At 62.6% G+C, this 22,487-nt stretch carries 10 protein-coding genes; 5 read left to right on the forward strand and 5 right to left on the reverse strand.

Annotation, left to right across the window (positions count from 1 at the left end; translation table 11 throughout):
• Positions 1-447: 447 nt before the first annotated feature.
• On the reverse strand, positions 448-2,064 hold the full coding sequence (gene pvdP / locus F7R20_RS21195; protein ID WP_003203948.1) for a pyoverdine maturation tyrosinase PvdP: 1,617 nt from the start codon (positions 2,062-2,064) through the stop codon (positions 448-450).
• Between the two features lie 337 nt (positions 2,065-2,401).
• On the opposite strand from pvdP, the gene pvdM reads away from it, so the two are divergent.
• From pvdM to F7R20_RS21220, 5 genes are all read left to right on the forward strand, one after another.
• Positions 2,402-3,772 (forward strand): pyoverdine-tailoring dipeptidase-like protein PvdM, encoded by a 1,371-nt coding sequence (pvdM, locus tag F7R20_RS21200; protein ID WP_003203957.1) that lies wholly within the window; start codon positions 2,402-2,404, stop codon positions 3,770-3,772.
• Positions 3,769-5,049, forward strand: a complete 1,281-nt coding sequence (pvdN, locus tag F7R20_RS21205) for a pyoverdine-tailoring periplasmic protein PvdN (RefSeq protein WP_003203961.1) — start codon at positions 3,769-3,771, stop codon at positions 5,047-5,049. The genes pvdM and pvdN overlap by 4 nt, the downstream gene beginning before the upstream one ends.
• 23 nt (positions 5,050-5,072) lie before the next feature.
• Positions 5,073-5,948: a dihydropyoverdine dehydrogenase gene (pvdO, locus tag F7R20_RS21210; RefSeq protein ID WP_003203963.1), complete on the forward strand. Its 876-nt coding sequence runs from the start codon at positions 5,073-5,075 to the stop codon at positions 5,946-5,948.
• 225 nt (positions 5,949-6,173) lie between these two features.
• On the forward strand, positions 6,174-7,832 hold the full coding sequence (locus F7R20_RS21215) for a cyclic peptide export ABC transporter (protein WP_003203965.1): 1,659 nt from the start codon (positions 6,174-6,176) through the stop codon (positions 7,830-7,832).
• A gap of 37 nt (positions 7,833-7,869) precedes the next feature.
• Positions 7,870-12,033 carry a non-ribosomal peptide synthetase gene (locus F7R20_RS21220; protein ID WP_003203967.1) on the forward strand — a complete coding sequence of 1,388 codons (4,164 nt, stop codon included), beginning with the start codon at positions 7,870-7,872 and terminating at the stop codon, positions 12,031-12,033.
• A gap of 990 nt (positions 12,034-13,023) precedes the next feature.
• On the opposite strand, the gene F7R20_RS31700 is transcribed toward F7R20_RS21220, so the two are convergent.
• The 4 genes from F7R20_RS31700 to F7R20_RS21250 form a co-directional block, all read right to left on the reverse strand.
• Complete coding sequence (locus F7R20_RS31700) at positions 13,024-13,191, reverse strand: nucleoid-structuring protein H-NS (protein WP_155499102.1); 168 nt, start codon at positions 13,189-13,191, stop codon at positions 13,024-13,026.
• Between the two features lie 245 nt (positions 13,192-13,436).
• Positions 13,437-15,911 carry a TonB-dependent siderophore receptor gene (locus F7R20_RS21240; protein ID WP_033028134.1) on the reverse strand — a complete coding sequence of 825 codons (2,475 nt, stop codon included), beginning with the start codon at positions 15,909-15,911 and terminating at the stop codon, positions 13,437-13,439.
• A gap of 431 nt (positions 15,912-16,342) precedes the next feature.
• Positions 16,343-19,567 (reverse strand): non-ribosomal peptide synthetase, encoded by a 3,225-nt coding sequence (locus F7R20_RS21245; protein WP_042956466.1) that lies wholly within the window; start codon positions 19,565-19,567, stop codon positions 16,343-16,345.
• On the reverse strand, positions 19,564-22,487 hold a 2,924-nt coding region (locus tag F7R20_RS21250), incomplete at its 5' end, for a condensation domain-containing protein (RefSeq protein ID WP_209311822.1). The genes F7R20_RS21250 and F7R20_RS21245, both read right to left, overlap by 4 nt.

Here is a 22,487-nt window from a genome sequence, read left to right on the forward strand (position 1 = left end):
TCGTTCCCACGCAGAGCATGGGAACGATCGGGTCGCGGGGGGCTGTGAAGATCGTTCCTCACGCTCCGCGTGGGAATGCAGCCAGGGACGCTCCGCGTCCCAAAGAGCCGAACGCAGAGCGTCCGTAGAGGCGTTCCCACGCAGAGCGTGGGAACGATCGGGTCGCGGGGGCTGTGAAGATCGTTCCTCACGCTCCGCGTGGGAATGCAGCCAGGGACGCTCCGCGTCCCAAAGAGCCGAACGCAGAGCGTCCGTAGAGGCGTTCCCACGCAGAGCGTGGGAACGATCGGGTCGCGGGGGCTGTGAAGATCGTTCCTCACGCTCCGCGTGGGAATGCAGCCAGGGACGCTCCGCGTCCCAAAGAGCCGAACGCAGAGCGTCCGTAGAGGCGTTCCCACGCAGAGCGTGGGAACGATCAGTCAATGGTGTTCATCCAGTTAGGAAGGGTTAAACCGGTTTGGATTTGAGATTGCGCGCATACCACGGCCGCTGCGGCACGCGGCGGAACAGTTCGGAGAGCTTTTTGTCATCGCTGCCGAAGGTGATGCGCAGCGCCAGTTTCATGGTTTCCGGGTCCATTTCCACCGAACGCCCAACCTGCAGCCCCGGCGTGGTGCTGCAACCGTGGGTGTCCGGGCCTAGCCAAGGGTCGGCGATTTCCACCCAGCGGCCCGGGGCAAACCAGGGCACGCCGTTGACTTCAAGCCGGCTCACTTCCCCTGGGTGGAAACGTTCGTGGGCACGGAACCAGTCTTCGATACGGTCGTCGATCCAGCCGTGGAAGGCCCAGAACACCGGGTTCACGTGGGAGGAAAACGGATCGCCGAGAAAGTCGTTTTCCGGGGCGAACCAACGCTGGGCGAAGTCCGACGGGTCGCGGGCGAACGGTACCGGGTGGCCGTTGGACGGGTCGCGTGGCACCGAAGCCCAGCGCATGTGCAGCCAGTCGTGCAGGCCCAGTTCCACTTCCGAACCAAACTGACCCAGGGTCAGCTTCGACAGGTAGCGCGGGTCGCGGTAGCGTGATTCCCAGACCTGGAAATTGCTGTGGTACGTCTCGGCGGTCTTGATGTCGCTGACCCACTGGGCGTACTGCTCGTCTCCCCTGGCCAGCCAGGTCGGCGGCAAGGCCGTGCCATCGTGGTTGTCGAGGTAGCGGGCGAACCCAAGGCGATCGCGCTCAAGCTCCGGTTGCGGCAAGGGGAAGTGCGACCACGACGGCAGCGGCTGGAACGAACGCGCCGTGCCGAGCATGTGCCGGTGCATGAAAAAGAAGTCCACGCCCGAGCCGTTGCGATCCTTGCGCTTGCCGCGAGCATCACGCTCCTGATCCCGAGGCCCAGGCTGCCAACCGATGCCGCGCAGGGCGTTGCGCTTGTCCTCGTCCAGGGTGTGCCATTTGTCCCGGGTGGCATGCCAGAGCTGGTGGAACAGCCGATGCTCGGGCGACACCAGCCAGGCCAGCAGCGCCGGGCTCAGCGGCGTGCGCTCCCGAGCCTCGGGGAAACGCTGCTTGAGGGCGATGAAATGATTGTCCTGTTCAGGCAGCGCCAAGGGACGGTCCAGGCGCCACACACGACCACTGAGGGTGGCGCTGCCGGCATTGCCAAAGCTGGCCCAGACTTCGTCCAGGGTCATGGTGAATTCATAGTCCGGCGCGTCCTGTCGAGCACTCATCAGCCGCCAGCTCAGTTGCTTCGGGTCGGTGCCGGCCAGGTCGCCCAACACCCGATAACGCGGCTCGTCGGTAGCGCGCAAGCGTTCGGCGCTGTCGAGGTAGCCCACCAGGCCACGGCCCCTCTGGCCGATATCGAGGAAGACCTGCAGATCGTCCTGGGGCAAGCCTTCGAGGCCGGCGTCGCGGCCGGTGAAACGGATCGTCCAGATGCCCCGCAACGTATCGGCCCGGCGCTGGCCCGCTACGTCAGCCACGTCGAACGATGCCTCGCCGGGGGTGATGCTCGGGTCCGGTCGGGTCAGTTCGCGATGCCCGTAATACACCGCAGGCACGGCGGCACCGGTCAGCGCCAGGCCTGCCATGAACCATCGTCGAGAAATCGTCATTGCCTTACCTGTGTTCGGCCCTGGAGCGGGCTTTATCCAAGCTAGAACGATGGGGGGGCTGACAAATTTATAGGGGCTGTTACGGCCTCATCGCGAGCAGGCTCGCTCCCACAGGGGAGCTGAGTACATTCGGCAGAGGCTGGTCAGCTGTAAGGTCGCCTCGCGAGCAAGCTTTGCTCCCACAGGTGAAACCCATTGCAATTGCACTGTGGGAGCAAAGCTTGCTCGCGATGGCGGCCCCGAGGACGCCTAAATTTCCCCGCCGATCACTCGTTCTCCCCAGATAGCAAAGGCCCCCGCGCCTGTCCTTCCAAGGCGAACCTGACTGAGATCGGCAATGACAACACCTCGTTCGAAAAAGGCTCTTTTCATCGGCCTGCCCCTGGCCCTGGCGTTGGCCGTCGGTGCTGGCGTCGCGGCTTGGGACCATTGGTGGCGGGACAACCCCGGCTACCCGGTCAAGGTGATGAAAGAAGCCAGGGAACTGCACGAACGCCTGCTGTCCTTCGACAGCCACATCACCGTGCCGCTGGATTTCGGCACCGCTGGCAACGAAGCCGACAAGGACGGCAAGGGTCAGTTCGACCTGGTCAAAGCCAACCGCGGCCACCTGTCCGGCGCGGCCCTGACGGTGTTCGGCTGGCCGGAGTTGTGGAACGGACCCAACGCCCCGCACAAGCCCACCGCCGGCTTCGTCGAGGAAGCGCGCAACCAGCAGGAAGTGCGCTACAAGATCATCACCGGCATGGTCCGCGACTTCCCCAACCAGGTCGCCATCGCCTACACCCCGGATGATTTCCGCCGCCTGCACGGCGAAGGCAAGTTCGCGATCTTCATCAGCATGCTCAACGCCTATCCCCTGGGCCACGACCTGAACCTGCTGGACCTGTGGACAGCGCGGGGCATGCGCATGTTCGGCTTCAGCTACATCGGCAACAACGACTGGGCCGACTCCTCGCGTCCACTACCGTTCTTCAACGATTCGCCCGACGCCCTCGGCGGCCTGTCGGATATCGGCAAGCAAGCGGTGACGCGCCTGAACGACCTGGGCGTGATCATTGACGTGTCGCAGATGTCGACCCAGGCCCTGGAGCAAGTCGCGCAACTGAGCCGCACGCCGCTGGTGGCCTCCCATTCGGCGCCACGGGCGATGGTGGACATTCCACGCAACCTCAGCGACAAGGAAATGCAACTGATCAAGGCCAGCGGCGGCTTGGTGCAGATCGTCGGCTTCTCCCAGTACCTGCGCCCGCTGACGCAAAAGACCCAGGACAAACTCAACGCCCTGCGTGAGCGTTTCGACCTGCCGCCACTGCCCAACCTGGCGATGGCGCTGATGCCCGGCGACCCGATCATCGCCGCCTGGCCGGAACAGAAATTCGGCGAATACGCCGGCCAGCTCTACGGCATCCTCGAAGACGAACCCAAGGCCAGCCTCAAGGACCTGGGGGACGCCATCGACTACACCGTGCGCAAGATCGGCATCGACCACGTCGGCATCAGTTCGGACTTCAACGAAGGCGGCGGTGTGAAAGGCTGGGAGAACGTCGGCGACATCCGCAACGTCACCGCCGAACTGCTGACCCGCGGCTACTCCGAAGCCGACATCGCCAAACTGTGGGGCGGCAATTTCCTGCGGGTCTGGGACCAGGTCCAGAAAGCCTCCCGCCCCGCCATCGCCTCGACCCAGAAGACCGTCCAGCCATGAATGAACGTCGCACTTTCCTGAAGCAGGCCGGGATCCTCGCCGCCGGCCTGCCCCTCGCCGCCAGCCTGCCCGCCACGGCCAGCGCCGCTCCTCTGCCGCCGCTGCCGAAAAATAAATGGGCGCAACTGCGCTCGCTGTTCAACCAGGACCCGGACTACCTGCACTTCTCCAATTTCCTGGTCACCACCCACCCGCGCCCGGTGCGCGAGGCCATCGAAGCACACCGCGCCGCCCTGGATAAAAACCCGGGGCTGCTGATGGACTGGGACCTGGGCGTCACCGAAGAACGCGAGGAAAACGTCCGCACCTGGGCCGGCCGCTACCTGCAAGCGACGCCCAAGCAGATCGCCCTCACCGGCAGCACCACCGAAGGCCTGTCGATGATCTACGGCGGCGTCCATGTGGCAGCCGACCAGGAAATCCTCAGCACCGCCCACGAACACTACGCCACCCACACCATTCTCGACCTGCGCAGCCAAAGGACCGGAACACGGGTACGCAAGATCAAGCTGTTCGAGAACGCCCACGACGCCAGCCACGAACAAATCCTCACGGCCATCGACCGCAACATCCGCCCCGAAACCCGGGTGCTGGGCATGACCTGGGTGCATTCGGGCAGCGGCGTGAAACTGCCGATCGACAAGATCGGCGCCCTGGTGGACAAGCACAACCAGGGCCGCAGCGATGAGCAGCGAATCATTTATGTGGTGGACGGCGTGCACGGTTTCGGCGTCGAAGACCTCAGTTTCCCCGAGATGAATTGCGACTTTTTCATCGCCGGCACCCATAAGTGGATGTTCGGCCCGCGCGGCACGGGCCTGGTGTGCAGCCGCAGCGAAGAGCTCAAGTACGTCACGCCGATCATCCCGACCTTTTCCGAAGCCACGGCGTTTTCCACGGTCATGACCCCGGGGGGCTACCACGCCTTCGAGCATCGCTGGGCGGCGGACGAGGCGTTCAAGTTGCACCTGCAACTGGGCAAGGCCGAGGTGCAGGCGCGGATCCATGCCCTCAACAGCTATCTGAAAAAACAGTTGGTGGCACAACCGCAGATCGAGCTGGTCACGCCGCTGAGCCCAGACCTGTCCGCCGGCTTCACCTTCTTCCGGGTCAAGGGCCGCGAGAGCGACGAGGTGGCCGCCTACCTGATGAAGAACCGCGTGATCGCCGATGCCGTGCATCGCGATGCGGGGCCGGTGGTCCGTACTGCGCCGGGGCTGCTCAACACGGAGGCCGAGATCGATCGCTTCATGGGGTTGCTGGGCAAGACACTCTGAACATGACTTATCGAGAGAGATGGATGAACAGTTTTTCGCTGAAGCTATTCCCGGCACTGGCCCTCGCCGCCCTGCTGCCCTCCGGCGCCCAGGCCTCGCAACCGGGCCAGGTCTTTCGCGACTGCAAGGACTGCCCGGAAATGGTCGTGCTGCCCACCGGCACCTTCCAGATGGGCACCCTGGAAAACGAAGTGGGACGCGAGCCCGACGAAGGCCCGATGCACCCGGTGACGTTCGCCAAGCCGCTGGCGATCAGTCGTTTCCAGGTGCTCAAGGGTGAATGGTTCGCCTACCTGCGCGACACCGGCTACACGATGCCCGACGGCGACAAACGTCCCGGTCGCGCCTGCAAGGCCGGCATCCCGGACTACCAGGGCAGTGACCCGCGCAAGCAGTACACAGACCGACATCCGGCGGTGTGCATGGATTTCGCCGAGGCCAATGCCTACGTGGCGTGGTTGTCGAAAAAGACCGGTAAACAGTACCGACTGGTCAGCGAGTCCCTGCGCGAATACGCAGCACGCGGCGGCAGCGCCGACCCGTTCCCCTTCCCGTTCGATGACGGCAAGGACTACAGCATCGCCCAGCACGCCAACACCTACGGCGCGGCCGACGGCTACAACTTCACCGCTCCGGCCGGCAGCTTCGCACCCAACGCCTTCGGCGTGTACGACATGCACGGCAACGTCTACGAGTGGACCGCCGATTGCTACAACGAAAACTATGTAGGCGCCCCGAGCGATGGCAGCGCCTGGCTCAGCGGTGATTGCAAGGCACGCCGCATCCGCGGCAACGACTGGGGCGAAGCACCGGTGTTCTCCCGTTCGGGCAATCGCAACGCGGTGTACCCCGATGCACGGGGCGATTGGCTGGGATTTCGGGTGGCGCGGGATATGTAGGCGCCCCATGTGGGAGCAAAGCTTGCTCGCGATGCAGACACCTCGATTTCACAGGGAACCGCGTCGCCTTCATCGCGGGCAAGCCTTGCTCCCACAGAATAAATTCCCCTCCTCTCAAATCGTTCTAAAGAGGGGCACAACCCAATCCAGCGTGCCTTCGCCCTAAAGCCCTCCCGGCGAACACCCGCGATGGCCTTCGCCCTTTCATCAAGCAGGGAAACCTCCATGAGCCAACCAACACGCGGAGTGATCAATGAACTGTTCACCCTGCTCAAACCCTTCAGGCTGATTGTCGTAGGCTCCATCCTCTTGGGCATGTTGGGCGGCCTGAGCATCACCGCGCTGCTGGCCACCATCAACGACGCCCTGAACGCCGCCGTCACGCCCACGTTCCAGATGCTGATGAAGTTTGCCGGTCTCTGCGCGGCGGCCCTGCTGACCTCGATTCTTTCCGACATCGGCACCAACCACGTCGGCCAGAACATCATCGCCGAGCTGCGTAAATCCCTCGGCAAGAAAGTGCTGCTGGCGCCCATCGAACAGATCGAGCGCTTTCGCAGCCATCGGCTCATCCCGGTGCTGACCCACGACGTCAACACGGTCAGCAGTTTCGCGTTTTCGTTCGCGCCACTGGCCATCGCCTTCACCGTGACCCTCGGTTGCCTGGGTTATCTGGCCTACCTGTCGCTGCCGATGTTCTTGTTGCTACTGGTGGCTCTGGTGATCGGCACGGTCGTGCAATACGTGGCCCGGGCCCGCGGCATCCGGGGCTTCGAAGACGCCCGCGAGGCCGAAGACGCGCTGCAGAAACACTACAGCGCAATCGCCGCCGGAGCCAAGGAACTGCGCATCCATCGCCCACGCCGCCAGCGCATGTTCAGCCAGCGCATCGAAGCCACCGCCGACTACATCTGCGACACCAATATCCGCTCGGTCAACACCTTCGTGGTGGCCAAGACCTTCGGCTCGATGCTGTTTTTTGTGGTTATCGGCCTGGTGCTGGCCCTGCAATCGCTGTGGCTGGGCACCGATAAGGCCGTGCTCAGCGGTTTCGTGCTGGTGCTGTTGTACATGAAGGGCCCGCTGGAATACCTGGTGATGACCTTGCCGGTGATCAGCCGGGCGAACATTGCGTTCAAGCGCATCGCCGAACTGGCCGAACAGTTTTCCTCACCCGAACCGCACCTGCTGCTCAATGACAAGCGCGTCGCCAAGCCGACAATCCAGCAGCTGGAATTGCGTGACGTGCATTACGCCTTCCCGGCGGTCGACGGCAGCCAAGCCTTTGCCCTTGGACCGGTCAACCTGTCCATTGCCCAGGGCGACATTGTGTTCATCGTCGGCGAGAACGGTGGCGGCAAGACCACGCTGATCAAGCTGCTGCTGGGGCTCTATGCCCCCCAGGGCGGCGACATCCTCCTCGATGGCGAGCCGGTGCTGGCGGCTCAACGTGACGATTATCGCCAACTGTTCACGACGATTTTTGCCGATTACTACCTGTTCGATGAACTGGTCCAGGGCGATCAACAAGTGCCTGAAAATGCCAACCGCTACCTGGAACGCCTGGAAATCGCCCATAAGGTCAGCATCCGCGACGGTGCCTTCAGCACCACCGACCTGTCCACCGGCCAACGCAAACGCCTGGCGCTGCTCAACGCCTGGCTGGAAGAACGCCCGGTGCTGGTGTTCGATGAATGGGCCGCTGACCAGGATCCGGTGTTCCGCCGCATTTTCTATACCGAACTGCTGCCGGAACTGAAGGCGCTGGGCAAAACCATCATCGTCATTTCCCACGACGATCGTTACTTCGATATCGCCGACCAACTGATCCGGATGCAGGCCGGTCGGGTCGTCAGTGAAAAGGTCCCGGCAGCCTTTGCCTGAGCCTGCCCGACGCAATGCTGTTTACCGCGAGAACACCATGAACGAACTGCTAGATGATGATCTGCTGACGCTGCTGCTGGAGGATGTCGCTGGCGACAGGCACGAAAGCTCCCGCCGGCTGGACCGCGCGCCCTTGTCTTTTGCCCAGCAACGCTTGTGGTTGGAGCAACAGCGCGACCCGACCCGTTCGGCCTACAACCTGCCACGCGCCCTGCGCCTGACGGGCGAACTCAATGCCGACGCCCTGGAGCAGGCACTCAATCGCGTCATCGACCGCCACGACATCCTGCGCACCGCGTTCATTGAAATCGACGGCGCCGCGAGCCAGGTGGTCGAGCGCAACGTTTGCCTGACCCTGCACCGGGATGACCTTGGCACGCTCGACCAGCCGGCACGCACCTTGGCGCTCTCACAGCGCATCGAGCAGCATGCCCGGCAACCGTTCGATCTCACCCAGGCGCCGCTGATGCGGGCAACGCTGCTGCGGCTGCGCAGCGACGAACATGTGCTGTTGCTCAACATGCATCACATCGTCTCCGATGCCTGGTCCAACACGATCCTCATGCAGGACATGACCCAGGCCTATGCCCAGGCCTTGCTCGGCGATCCGTCAACGCTGCCGCCGCTGCCCATGCAATACGCCGACTACGCCATCCATCAGCGAGGCGAGTACTTGCAGAGCGCAGCCTGCCAGCGCAGCGGCGAATACTGGAGCAATTACCTGGGCCACGACCTGCCCACGCTGGAACTGCCCCAGGATTTCCCCCGCGCCACTCGCCAGCAACCGATGGCCGGACGCGTGCATGTGGCGCTTGCCCCGGCAATGGCCCAGGCCCTGGAAGCATTCTGCCAACGCCAGGGGCTGACGCCTTTCGTGGTGGCGCTGGGTGCCTGGCAATTGTTGCTGGGCCGCTACGGCAACCAGAACGACTTTACCGTCGGCGTCCCCAACGCCAATCGCAACAGCCATGAAAGCCAGGACCTGGTGGGTTTTTTCGTCAGCAGCCAGGTGTATCGGGCGCGGATCGACTCGGCCCGCAGCACGTTGGAGTTTCTCCGGGATCTACGCGCGCAGTCCCTCGCCGCGCTTGAACATGCCGACTACCCGTTGGAGCTGATCCTTGATCAGTTGCAACGTCCCGGCGTACAGGGCGCCAACCCGCTGTTCCAGGTCTTGTTCAACTGGCGCACCGGCACGCCCGCACTGCCGGCGCCGACCCGAGGTCAACTGACGCTGGAATTTCTCGATACCGGTGACAGCCAGGCCAAGTTCGACTTGTCGCTGGATGTCGACTATTCACAGCAGCAGATCGTGGCGACATTCGAATACCGCCGTGATCTCTACCGCGCAGACACCATCGAGCGCATGGCCGAGCACTGGCAGAACCTGTTGCGGGGCCTGATCGAGACGCCCGAACGCGCCCTCGGCGAACTGCCATTGCTCAACACCGATGAACAGCAGCAAACCCTGGACCACTGGAACCGCCAGCCGACTCGACTGCATCGCGGACAGTGCCTGCACCAATTGATCGAAACCCATGCCGCCGCCACGGGCGACGCCATCGCCCTGACCTTTGAAGGGCAGCACATGAGTTATGCCAAGCTCAACCGACAAGCCAACCAATTGGCCCATCGGCTGATCGCCCAAGGCGTCGGGCCCGACGTATTGGTCGGCATTGCCGTCGAGCGCACGCCGCAGATGATCATCGGCCTACTGGCGATCCTCAAGGCCGGCGGTGCCTACGTGCCACTGGACCCGGCCTACCCGGCTGACCGCCTGGCCTACATGATCCAGGACAGCGGCGTCACGCAGATCCTGACCCAGGCCCATCTGCGTGAATCGCTGGCGCTGCCCGCTGGCATCAACTGTTTGTTGCTCGACCCCGTCGCTGTCGATGGCGACTATCCCGAGCACAATCCTGACGTGCCGATGCACCCGGATAACCTGGCGTACGTGATCTACACCTCAGGCTCGACCGGCCAGCCCAAAGGCGCGTTGCTCGCCCACCACAACGTCAACCGATTGTTCCAGGCCACGGACCACTGGTTCAGCTTCGATCAGCAGGACGTCTGGTGCCTGTTTCATTCCTATGCCTTCGACTTTTCCGTGTGGGAGATTTTCGGTGCCCTGCTGCACGGCGGTCGACTGGTCATCGTGCCCCACGCCGTGAGCCGTTCGCCGGAGGATTTCTACGCCCTGCTTTGCCAGGAAAACGTCACGGTGCTCAACCAGACGCCCTCGGCATTCAAGTCGTTGTTGCAGGTCGCCTGCGCGCCTCGCCAGCCTCTCGTCCACCGGTTGCGTCAGGTGATTTTTGGCGGCGAAGCAATTGATGTGCAGAGTCTGCGCCCCTGGTTCGAACGGTTCGGTGACCAGGCGCCGCAGTTGATCAACATGTATGGCATCACCGAGACGACGGTGCACGTCACCTGGCGACCACTGTCGATGAATGACTTGCACTGCGAGGCCGCGAGCCCTATCGGCGAGCCTATCGTCGACCTGTCCTGGTATCTGCTCGACGCGCACCTGAACCCGGTGCCCAAGGGCTGCATCGGTGAGCTGCACGTTGGCCGGGCCGGCCTGGCCCGCGGCTACCACCGGCGCGCCGACCTGACCGCCACACGGTTTATCCCCGATCCGTTCGACCCTATTCCGGGTGGACGCCTGTATCGCACCGGCGACCTGGCACGCTACCGCACCGACGGCAGCATCGAGTACATCGGACGCCTGGATCATCAGGTCAAGATCCGTGGATTCCGCATTGAACTGGGCGAAATCCAGGCTCGCCTGCAAACCCTGCCGGCGGTGCGCGATGGTGTCGTGCTGACCCATGAAGGCCCCGGCGGCCTGCAACTGGTCGCCTACGTGATCGCCACGCAACCGGCCACGGCCGAGTTACGCGAAGGTCTGTTGACCGCGCTCAAAGCGCAGTTGCCGGACTACATGGTGCCCAGCCATCTGCTGTTCATCGAGCACTTGCCGCTCAATGCCAACGGCAAGCTTGACCGCAAGGCCTTGCCGGAACCGGACGCCTGTCTGTGGCATTCGAATTACCTGGCGCCCCGCACACAGTTGGAAGAAGCCCTGGCGCAGCTCTGGCAACAGTCCCTCAAGGTTGAGCGCGTGGGGATCAATCACAGTTTCTTTGAACTGGGCGGGCATTCGATCCTGGCGATCGAGCTGATTGCCCAACTCAAGGCCCGCCTGAATATCATCGTGCGGCTGCAGGAGTTGCTGGCCAACCCGAGCGTCGCCGAGCTGGCGCTGTTCATTTCGCAAAAGCACCGCGAACAGACCCCATGCCTTGTCCCCTTGAACACCACCCCCACCGACGCGCCGCAGTTGTTTTGCCTGCATCCCAGCGGTGGCATCGTGTTCTGTTACCAGCCGCTGGCGCGCAAACTCCAACCTCGGGCGCGCACCGTTGGCGTCATGCACCGCGGCTTCAGCGAACCCCACGCAGGGCCTGAAGCCTGGCGCGAGATGATTGCCGATTACGGCCAGGAAATCGTCACGGCCCAGCCGCAAGGTCCCTATTACCTGATGGGCTGGTCGTTGGGCGGCGCCATCGCGCTGGACATCGCCGCGACGCTGGAAAGCCAGGGCCACACCGTGAGTTTTCTCGGTTTGGTGGACAGCACGATTCCTGAACACCTGTACCCGGCGACGTTGTCGCGTCATCGGCATTTACCAGGCGCTGAACAGGCCGACCCGGCCTCTCAGGATCTGCTGGAGGCCATCGAATATTTCGACCTGCTGTTTCCGACCCTCACCGAACGCACGGCGGCTTACCGGCAAGAGCACCCCGCCAGCACGGTCCAGGCATTCCATGAATGGGCCACCCGCCAGATCGAGCCGGGGCGAGGCGATTTGCTGTCAATCGTGCAGAGCGTCAAGGATGAAGTCATGAACGCTCAGGCGTTCTCCGTGCATGATCGGTTGCTGGAGGCCTTTGCTGGGTTCACGTTCAAACCGGTGCGGGTACGACCCAGTTGCTGGTGGACACAGGCGGAAAAAACTCCGGAAGAATTGGCGTTTTGCGAAGCCTTGATAAAGGGTTACAGCCTGGCCGGGGAGCTGCAATGCTCGGTGCATTCTCCGTTGCGTCATCGCAGTATGATTTTTGATGATGCGTTGCTTGATTCGCTGGTCGAGGTTTTTTTGGCCAGTACGATTGAAGGGGAAAAGCGCTTAGGGTAGGTGTGTATATCCGTTTCTTCGGTAACGGCGGCTTAGGGTTCCGCCCTTACGGCGGCTCACTTTTGAAAAGCCCGGAAGCCGGCCCAGTCAAAAGTAAGCAAAACGCTACATGCCCTACCACTTGGTGCCTCGCCTAGGCTCGGCATGCCCTCACTCCGGCATTGCTCCGTGGGCCGCCGCGAAGGGCCATCCATGGCCCAGCGCGGCTCTCCCGGTCGTACGCCCATCAAATCTGCTTGAGCAGAATCTGTGGGAGCAAAGCTTGCGCGCGAGGCGGCCTTACAGCCGGCCTGGCTCTCCCGCTCGTACTCCGATCCCATTGTGGGAGCGAGCTTGCTCGCGAAGGCGTCGGCACAGCCAACATCACAGCAAACTGATCCACCGCTTTCGCGAGCAAGCTCGCTCCCACATGGGGCTGGCGGGTGTTCACAGCATCTGCACACGACACAAAAAACCTGTGGGAGCGGGCTTGCTCGCGAAGGCGTCGGCACAGCCAACATCACTGCAAACTGACCCTCCGCTTTCGCGAGCAAGCCCGCTCCCACATGGGGTTGGCGGGTGTTCACAGCATCTGCACACGACACAAAAAACCTGTGGGAGCGGGCTTGCTCGCGAAGGCGTCGGCTCAGCCAACATCACAGCAAACTGATCCACCGCTTTCGCGAGCAGGCTCGCTCCCACATGGGGCTGGCGGGTGTTCACAGCATCTGCACACGACACAAAAAACCTGTGGGAGCGGGCTTGCTCGCGAAGGCGTCGGCACAGCCAACATCACCGAAAACTGACCCTCCGCTTTCGCGAGCAAGCCCGCTCCCACATGGGGTTGGCGGGTGTTCACAGCATCTGCACACGACACAAAAAACCTGTGGGAGCGAGCCTGCTCGCGATGACGCCAGCACAGCCAACATCACTGCAAACTGAACCACCGCTTTCGCGAGCAAGCCCGCTCCCACAGGAGAAACGCGGTCTCACCAAGAACCAGGCCGGCTGTTAGGCCGCCTCGCGGTGGACGTTGATCTCAGGCGCCCCGTTAACCACGCTGGCCGAACGCAGGTATTGCGTAGTGGGCACCTCGGCATGGATGCCGAGGTAGCCGCGCTGGGCAATGGATGGCCCTTCGCGGCGGGCCCACGGAGCAATGCCGGAGTGAGGGCACACCGAGCCTAAGCGAGGTGCCGAGTGGTGGGGCAAAAGCGCTTTGGTTACTTTCGCCTGGGCCGGCATTCCGGCTTTTCGAAAGTGACCCGCTGTAAGAGCGGAACCGCCAGTAGCCACTACCGAAGAAACGGATATGCCCCCTCCCCACGCCCAAAAAAAACGGCGCCTCCCAATTCCTGAAAGAAGCGCCGTTTTTCCAAGTGAACAACATTACGCACAAGACGTTTTTCTAGTTCTCGCGCAAATCAGAACTGCGGTTTGTAAGTCACGCTGAACATCAGATTGCGCGGATCACCAAAGTTGTTGTTGCCATTGAGCTGGTTGTAAGCGGACGTTATGTACGTCTTGTCAAACAGGTTGTTGGCATTGACCGCCAAAGCGATTTCCGGCGTCAGCTGATAGCCGACACGGGCGTTCCATACGGTGTAACCCGGGATTTCACGATCATAGTCGTAAACCATCGTGTGGCTTTGGGTGGTGAAGCCCAAGCCGGTGCTGACACGGCTCCAGTCGCCAGTGAGCTGGTAGTTGCCCCACACCCGCAGCATGTGTTTCGGCGTCCAGGTGCTGTAGATGCTGCCTTCATTGCTCGGATCCTCCAGGTACTTGGTGGTGTTGTAGGTGTAACCCGCAAACAACTGCAGATTGTCCATCACTTCACCACTGATTTCGGCGTCGATCCCCTGGCTACGCACTTTGCCTGAGGCTACCGAGCAACCCGAGCCACCACACCCCGAACCGCCGTCGTTGATCGCACGGTTCTCATGGTCGTAGCGGAAGACAGCCAGGGAGGTATTGACCCGACCATCCATCAATTCGCCCTTGAGGCCGACTTCATAGTTGCTGCCGACTATCGGCTTGAGCACCGAACCGCCGGCGTCCCGATTGGTCTGCGGCTGGAACACGTCGGTATAACTGGCATACACGGCCCATTCACGGCTCAGGTCATAGATGATACCGCCGTAGGGCGTGACCACTCCGGTTTCAGTTCCGGTGCTTGGCGTGTTGGTGACAATGCCGTTGGCCGCGGTTTCGGTTTTCGACTTGTAGCTGAAGTCATACCAACTGACCCGGGAACCCAGCACCAGCGTCAAGTCGTCGACCGGCTTGACGCGCCAGGTGCCGTACACACCTTTCTGGCGGATATCGTATTTGCTGAGGGTACCCTGGCCGCCCGGGCTATTGATCAAACTTTCATAGCTGATGTCCGGACGATCATTGTTCAGATCGAAGATGGAGTCGCTGGTGTTGTTGAAGGTACGGGCATAGCGATCATCCGTCTCCAACTGAGAGAAGTTGCCGCCCAGCATGACTTCCTGCTCCATCGACAAGGCTTCGAACTTGCCAGTCAGGTTCATGTCCAGACCAGCCTTCGTGGACTGGAAATCGGTCACGAAGTCGGCATATTGCACGCCACTGCCATCCGCCAAGAGACCACCACCCCTTTGGACTCGCTGGTTTTTCGCCTGGTTGTCTTCGGTCATGTACACGGCACCGACCTTGAAGGCCCAGCCATCGTTGAAGCGATGCTCCAGATCGGTGTAATAGGTGGTGACATCGATCTCTGACCGGTTCCAGCGCGCGCCCGTATAGGTCGAACGCGACACGTCCGGCATCGAACCGTCAGCGTAGCGTGGCAAGCCACGGATATTGCCGCGCGATTCGCCGTTGGATTGGCTGACCGCGAAGCCCAGGGTGGTGTCTTCGTTCAGGTCGACGTCCAGCGCGCCGTACAGCGAATGGGTCTTGCTCCACGCATGGTCGACGAACGAGTTGCTCTGGTCTTCGTCGACGACGATGCGGCCGCGAATGTTGCCGGCCTGGTTCAGCGGGCCGCCGGCGTCCAATTGCAGGCCGTAGTGATCCCAGGAGCCGGCCTTGCCGGTCAAGGTCACGGTGGGTGCGTTCTGGCCACGCTTGCGCACCAGGTTGACGGCACCACCGGGGCTGCCAGTGCCTTGCAGCAGGCCGGAGGCGCCGCGCATGATTTCCAGGCGGTCGAAGAAGATCAGGTCCTGGGTCGCCCAGTTGCCCAGCGAATAGGTGTTACGCGGGATCGGCACACCGTCGTACTGCCAGTCGTCGATCTGGAAACCGCGGGACGACAGGATCATGCCCTGGCCGACGCCCTGCAGGCCGACGATGCCGGTGGTCTGGTTGACGGCGTCCTTGAGGCTGACCAGGTTCTGGTCATCCATCTGCTTGCGCGTCATCACGGTGATCGACTGGGGAATTTCCTTGAGGGTGTGGGTGCCCTTGCCGATGGTCACGGCGTTACTGGTGTATGAGTTGCTGCCTTCGGTGGTAGCGCCCACCGATTCTGCACTGATGGTGGTCGCGCCCAGCTCGAGGCCTTCACCGGCAGAACCGCGCACCAGCATCAAGGTATTGCCCTCGACGCTGTAACGCACGCCAGTGCCCTTGAGCAATTCGGCAATGGCCGTCTGCGGGCTCATCTTGCCGCTGACGCGGGTGCTCCTCAGGCCGGCCATATCAGCAGCGTTGTAGATCACTTGCTGGTTGGTCTGCTGACCGAACGCTTGCAGTGCCTGCGGCAGCGGTTGCGCAGGAATGTTGATGCTGACGTCTTCAGCCATCACCTGAGCGCTGAGGGGCAGTACGCAGACCAACCCCAGACCGGCCAACACACGCCGCGAACGCAGGCCGCGGGACATGACGAGTGCCTTGAACAGAGGTTTCAACTCATGAATGGATGACATCGTGCTCTCTATTATTGGTAGAAGTAAAAGTCCATGGGGCCGAAGGGCCCGCCGCTCGCCAGCACACGTGAACCCGCACGGTCGATTGCCCCAAGGCAATGTCAGTGCATGGCCGACCGGCCCCTCCCCGGGCACGGTCATCTGGCTGGACGACGGCGAAATCTTTGCTGGACAAACCCGGTGCCTGGACGTCCTGCCCGACCCGATTTGCCCACATACCTAAGTAAGACGCAGCACTTGGCAAAAACCGGAATGAGTTTATTTATCATTCGCGAAAAAGATTAAAAAAAAGGCCGTCGCTGTTGGGCGACGGCCTTTTGTTTCGTGTGATCCGATCGTTCCCACGCTCCGCGTGGGAATGCCGCCTGGGACGCTCCGCGTTCCATTTCTGGGAATCGCTGTTGGGCGGCGACCTTTTGTTTCGTGTGATGTCAGTTGCTTTGCGCAGCCCTGGCGGCTTGCAGCTGCCGAGCCTGTTCGGTCAGGCGGAGCTTTTCCTCGGGGCTCATCGCTTCCATGCGCAGGCGGACCTGGGCCATTTTCTCCAGTTGCCCCGGACTGCTCTCTAGCGCCCGCAAGGCCAGCGCCAGCGACGCCACGGTCGGATGATCGAAGACCAGGCCCGGATGAATTTCGCACTGCAACAACTTGCGAATACCGGCCACCAACTTGATCACCAGCAACGAATGACCTCCGGCGGCGAAGAAGTCGCGATCGATGCCCAATCGCTCCAGCCCCAGCAACTGCGCCATGCGTGCGGCGAGCAATTGCTCCAGCGCATCGCGCGGCGCGGCGTCTTTGTCATCCGTTGCCGCACCCGCCAACTGCTGCAATGCCTTGCGATCGATCTTGCCGTTGACCAATCGCGGGAAAGCTTCGATCAGCTGCATGTGCTGGGGCACCATCACGCTGGGCAGGCGGGCGCTCAACCCGGCACGGGCGGCGTCCAACACGCCCGTCGCGCTACCCGCCGGCGCCACGATAAAGGCCAACAGTCCCTGCTCGACCGACGCCGCCGGCAGCACCAGGGCTTCGGCCACCTGCGGCATGCGCAGAAGCACCGCCTCGATCTCCGCCAGTTCAATACGGAACCCGCGCACCTTGACCTGCTGATCACGCCGACCGTACAGCTGGATCGCCCCATTCGGGTGATACCGCGCCAGGTCGCCGGTGCGATATAACCGCTGCGCCGGATCAAATGGACTCTGAATGAACGTCTGCTCATCGGCCTCGGCATGCAGATAGCCCCGGCACAACTGCGCGCCGCCCAGGTACACCTCACCCAGCACGCCCACCGGCGCCAAGCGCAGATCGGCGTCCAGCAGGTAAACCTGGTTGTTGCCCAGCACCTGAGTCAGCGCCGCACAATCGCCGGCGGCGCCGTGCAGTGACAACGGATGAATCATCACCCCCACCGTGGCTTCGGTCGGCCCATAGTGGTTGAACACGCGGCAATCGCTGCGCAACCGGGCGATGCGCTCGATCAACGTCGCGGGGATCGGCTCGCCGCCCAGAATCAGCGTAAGCGGCAGTGTCGCCTGCTCACTGTCGAGCAGCGCCGCAAGGTGCGACGGCACGATTTTCAGGCAGTCGATCCGTTGCTGCTGCACGTACTGGGCAAACAACGCGCCGTCCTGCATCTGCTCATCGCTGGCCACATGCAGGGTGGCGCCATTGAACAATGCACCAAACAACGTCGTGTTGCCCAAATCTGCCGCCACGGTGGAACTGAAACCGACGTTTTTGCACTGCGCAAGCCCCAGGGCCTGACTGGCCTGGGCGGTGTAGTTGAGCAATTGCCGATGCTCGATCACCACGCCTTTGGGCACGCCGGTGGAGCCAGATGTAAACAACACATAGGCAATGTCGTTGCCTTTGGTGGCGAGCACCGGCAAGGGCGCTGCCGACTGACTGAGTTCAGCCAATGTCAGCGCCTTGTACGGCTGCCCCTGCCAGGTCGGCAGATGCGTCGCATCGGTGAGCAACATCGCCGCGTCGGCCTGTTCCAGCATCAACGCCTGACGCGCCTGGGGCCACTGCACATCCAGGGGCAGATACGCCGCCCCTATGCGCCAGCTCGCCAGCATTGCAATCACCAGCTCCACCGAACGCGGCAACGCCAGCGCGACAATCGACCCCTGGCCCAGACCTTGGTCCTTGAGGCACTGCGCCACACGGTCGACCCGGGCTTGCAACTGGCCATAGCTCAAGTGCTGATGGGCGTCGGTCAGGGCGATGGCGTCCGGCGTACGAATCGCCAGCTCGGCGATGCGCTGCGGCAGATAACGGCCATCCGCCAATGCCTGCATCGGCGGATTGATCGCCCGCAAGCGCTGTTCCTCGCTGCGACTGAGCAAATTGAGCTGCGCCAGTGCGGTTTGCGGGGCGGCAAGGATCGACGCCAACAGCACGCCGTACTGTTCCAGCACGACGCTGGCCGAGGCGAGCGAATAACGCGAACTGGCGTAAGACAGATTGACCGCGGCAAGCCGCTGGGCATCGTCCAATTGAACCTGTAACAGCAACTCGAACGCATCGGCCTGCACAAGCATTGGCTCCGGCGCCCAGTTCAGGTCGCCACTGCTCCTGGCACCGCTCGCCTGCCCCAGGGTAAAGCCGTAGACCGGGCGTGCGTCAGGCGCCAGGTCCGGGGTCCAGTATTCCTGCCAGGCGCGATGGGCTTCGAGGCCCGCCGCCAGTTCGCTCAACCACTCGCTGAACGCCACGCTGGCGGGCAACGAAACGCAAAGCGGCAGGGTTTTCTCGAACACGCCCACGGCATTGGCGAAGTATTCATAGTCGCCACGGCTGTCATGGCGCACACCGACCAGCGCCTGCTCAAGCCCGCTCAAACGTCCCAGCAACACCCACCACGCGCCTTGCAGCAGCGTGGCAAGCGGCTGGCCGAGCTGCTTGGCCAGACGGTACAACGCGTCACGCTGGGCAGGTTCCAGTGTCAGCGACACGCACCTGTCGCCTGCACCGGTCTCATTGCCGGCGCTGCGTGCGGCCAGCCACGGCGTGGCGATGTCCGTCTGCACGCCGTGCAGGTGCTGCTGCCAGTAGGTGCGTCCGGTGGCGGCATCTTCATCCAGCACCACCTCACTGCGCCATTCCAGGTATTGGGTGAACTCGCCCGGTGCGTCGTCTTCCGCTCCCTGGATCCCGGCGCAGGCTTGCTGCACCTGCTCAAGCAGCAGATTCAGGGATTGCCCATCGGCACTATAGCGGGCGATGCCCAGCACCAGTTGCCATTGCCGTGGCGCCAGACGATAAAGCCCGGCCTGGAGGCTTTCCGATTCGCCGAGCACAAAAGCGCGACCCATCGAATCCTTGATCTGCGCCTGGATGTCCTCGGCCCGTTGCTCGCCGGCCTGTACCGTCAGCGGGAAGCGAACGGCGCTGGCGGCGGCCTGACGCCAACCGTGGAAACCGGCGACTTTGCCCAGCCGCGCCAAGAGCATCGGCTGCTGCGCCAGCAGCGTATCGAACGCGACCTGCAAGCGCTGCGGATCGAGATCACCGTCGATCACCACGTTCAGCCAGCGCAACACCTCGCCACAGGTCGCCGTGGGCGACAGTTGTTCGAGCAGCATTTGTTGCTCGGGCGTCAGCGGGAAACTCGGGTCCTGTTGATCCATCGTTACTTCGTTCATGCTCCGGTTTCCTCCAGATTGCGCCTGCCCTGAATCGCGGGCCCGGCACTGGCCGGGTTGTCCAGCGCGTTACGGTCGTACATATCGCCCATGGCTACCACGATCTTGCGCGGGCCCTCGAACGGGTCGCGGGCGTGGGCCACCAGCATGTTGTCCAGCAGGATCACATCACCTTTTTGCCAGTCGAAACGCACCGCGCAGGCTTCATACAACTCACCGATACGCGCCATCACCTCGTCCTCAATCGGTGTGCCGTCGCCGTAATACACATGCCGAGGCATGCGCTCCAGGCCGAACATCGACAACAGGTCCTCCCGCACATCCGGGTCCAACCAATAGATGTGATGCAATTGCACCTGGTTGAAGAACGACTTCTCTCCGGTGATCGGGTGCGTGATGATCGCGGGCCCCGGTGTGCGGGTCTGCAACTCGTCGTTATCGAGCCAGCGCCATTGGATGCCGCCCGCCCGACAGCGGGCCTCCACTTCAAGGTGGTCTTCGGTCTTGAAGAAGTGCTGCCACGACACGTCGAGTTTGTCGGTGAAGGTGCGTACGTACAGCAACCCTTTGTCTTCGAACTTCTCGCGAAGGTCCGCCGGTAATCGTTCATACATCAACCGGCAATCCACCACCGGGGTCGCGCCGCCTACCGGTGCGGCTTGCTCGCAATAGAACATCTGCTTGCGCGGCCAGCGGTCCTGATGGGAGCTTTCGTTGTGGAACAGGATCATCTTGCGCTCGGGGTACGGCGTGGAACGGTAGGTGTTCTTGCCGCCTTCTTTCTTCGGCAGGTCGCCGTACTGACCATAAAGCCCTGGCTGTACCGCTTCGGCGAAGGCTTCAAAACCCTGGATACCGTCCAGCTCGAAACCGCGGAACAGAATGCCCGCATGCTCGGCCAGCTTTTGCTCGATCAGTGGCCGGTTCTGCTGGATCCACTCGATGACATCCAGATGGGGCTCGCCCGGCTCCAGCATCAAGGGAAAGCGCTGCGGTGCAGCCACCAGTGATTCACGCACCCGCGCCACACGAGGCTTGGCGAGGGGTGTCACGGAACGCTTGAGAAACTTGCCCAGTTTGTCGGCCTTGGGCCCCGGGACGGTGGCAGGCGTGACGGCCGCCGCCATGTTGTCGACTGGCATGCTGATAGCTCCCAATTGAATGTCCTGATCAGCGACGATCTGTTCCAACAGGGCTGTCCAGGCCTGAATCAGGTGCTGGATGCGCTCATGTCCGAACAAGGTTGTGGCGAATTGCCAATTACCGCGCAATTGCCCTTCTTCTTCGTCAACGAACAACGCCATATCGAATTTAGAATGGGTCTCGAGCGCCGGCAGCAATTCCACGCTCAACCCGGTCATGGAGCGGGTGCGCACCGGCACGTTGTTCATCACGAACAACACCTGGAGCAACGGGTTCATGCCCTTGTGTCGCGGTACGCCCGAGGCTTCGACAATCTGGTCGAACGGCAAGTCCTGATGCTCCAGGGCGCCGAGCAGGTTGTCCTGGGTCTGCCCCAGGAAGCGCGAGAACGTGGCCGCGGCGTCGAAGCGCGAACGCAGGGGCAGTACGTTGACGAAGAAACCGATCAGCCGCTCCAGCTCAGGCTGTTCACGACCTGCCACGTCGGCCCCGACCATCAGGTCTTGCGCGTCGCAGAGCCGATGCAACAACACCTGGAAGGACGCCAGCAGCGTGCTGTACAGCGTGACACCGGCCTCGCTGGCTAACCGGCGCAAGGCCCCGCTCAGCGCGGTGGAAAGCTGGAACTGCAGGGCATCGCCGTCGTAGGACGCCGTCTGGCCCCGGGGGCTGCTCAGCGGCAAGTCCAGGCGCCCTTCGTAGCCGCCGAGCCGGTGTTTCCAGTACTCGGCCTGGCGCGCCAGCACGCCCTGCTCCTCCAGCGCCTGTTGCCACAGCGCGAAGTCATGGTACTGAACCTCCAGGGGTGGCAGCGGCATCGGTTCACCCTTGAGGGATGCCTCGTAGACCTGCACCAGTTCGTTGATCAACAGCCCCATCGACCAACCATCGGAGATGATGTGGTGCATGGCGTACAGCAACACGTGCTCCGTCGGCCCCAGGCGCAGGATCCGCCCGCGCAACAGCGGTGCCTGTTCCAGGTCGATGGGGATGCGCGCGTTTTCCAGCGTCGCTCGGGCCACCTGTTCCTGCTGGGCACTGGGCGACAGGCCAGCGAGGTCGATCACCGGGAAGTCCAGTTGCACCTCATCGGCAATCAGCGCCAGCGGATCGCCTTCTTCGTCCTGGACATACGCGGTGCGCAGTACGTCATGACGGCGAGCCACATCTGCAAAGCTGCTCATCAGGTGCGCCATCGACAATTCGCCGCACAGGCGTAGCGCCATGGGCATGCCATAGGCCGACGTACCGCCGGACAATTGTTCGGCGATCCACAAACGTCGCTGCACCAACGACAGCGGTGCCGAACGTCGCGGCCCATGGGCCTTGAGCCGGACTTCATGGGAATCGCCCGCCCGGACCGGTTCATCGGCAGTGCCAGCCATCAGGACCGCCAGCGCCTTGAGCTGTGGATGATTGAACAAGTCACGCAGGCTCAGCGGATAGCCCGTCAGCTTGCGCAAACGCGAGACCGCCTGGGTTGCCAGCAAGGAGTGGCCGCCGCGTTCGAAGAAATGGTCGTTGCGACCGACCTGCTCCACTTCCAGCACCTCTTGCCAGATACCAGCGATCTGTTGCTCCAGTTCGCTGACGGGCGCCTCGTAACCGCTTTGCGACAACCCGGTCTCCACCGCCGGCAAGGCCTTGCGGTCGAGCTTGCCGTTGGGGGTCAGGGGCAGTTGTTCGAGGAACAGCAGGTGCGCCGGGATCATGTAGTCCGGCAGGTGTTCGCGCAGGGCCGCCTTGAGTTCATCGCGCAGGGCGCGTTGGGCTTCGG

Origin of the sequence: Pseudomonas brassicacearum subsp. brassicacearum, assembly GCF_008801605.1 — a bacterium.
GTDB lineage: Bacteria > Pseudomonadota > Gammaproteobacteria > Pseudomonadales > Pseudomonadaceae > Aquipseudomonas > Aquipseudomonas brassicacearum.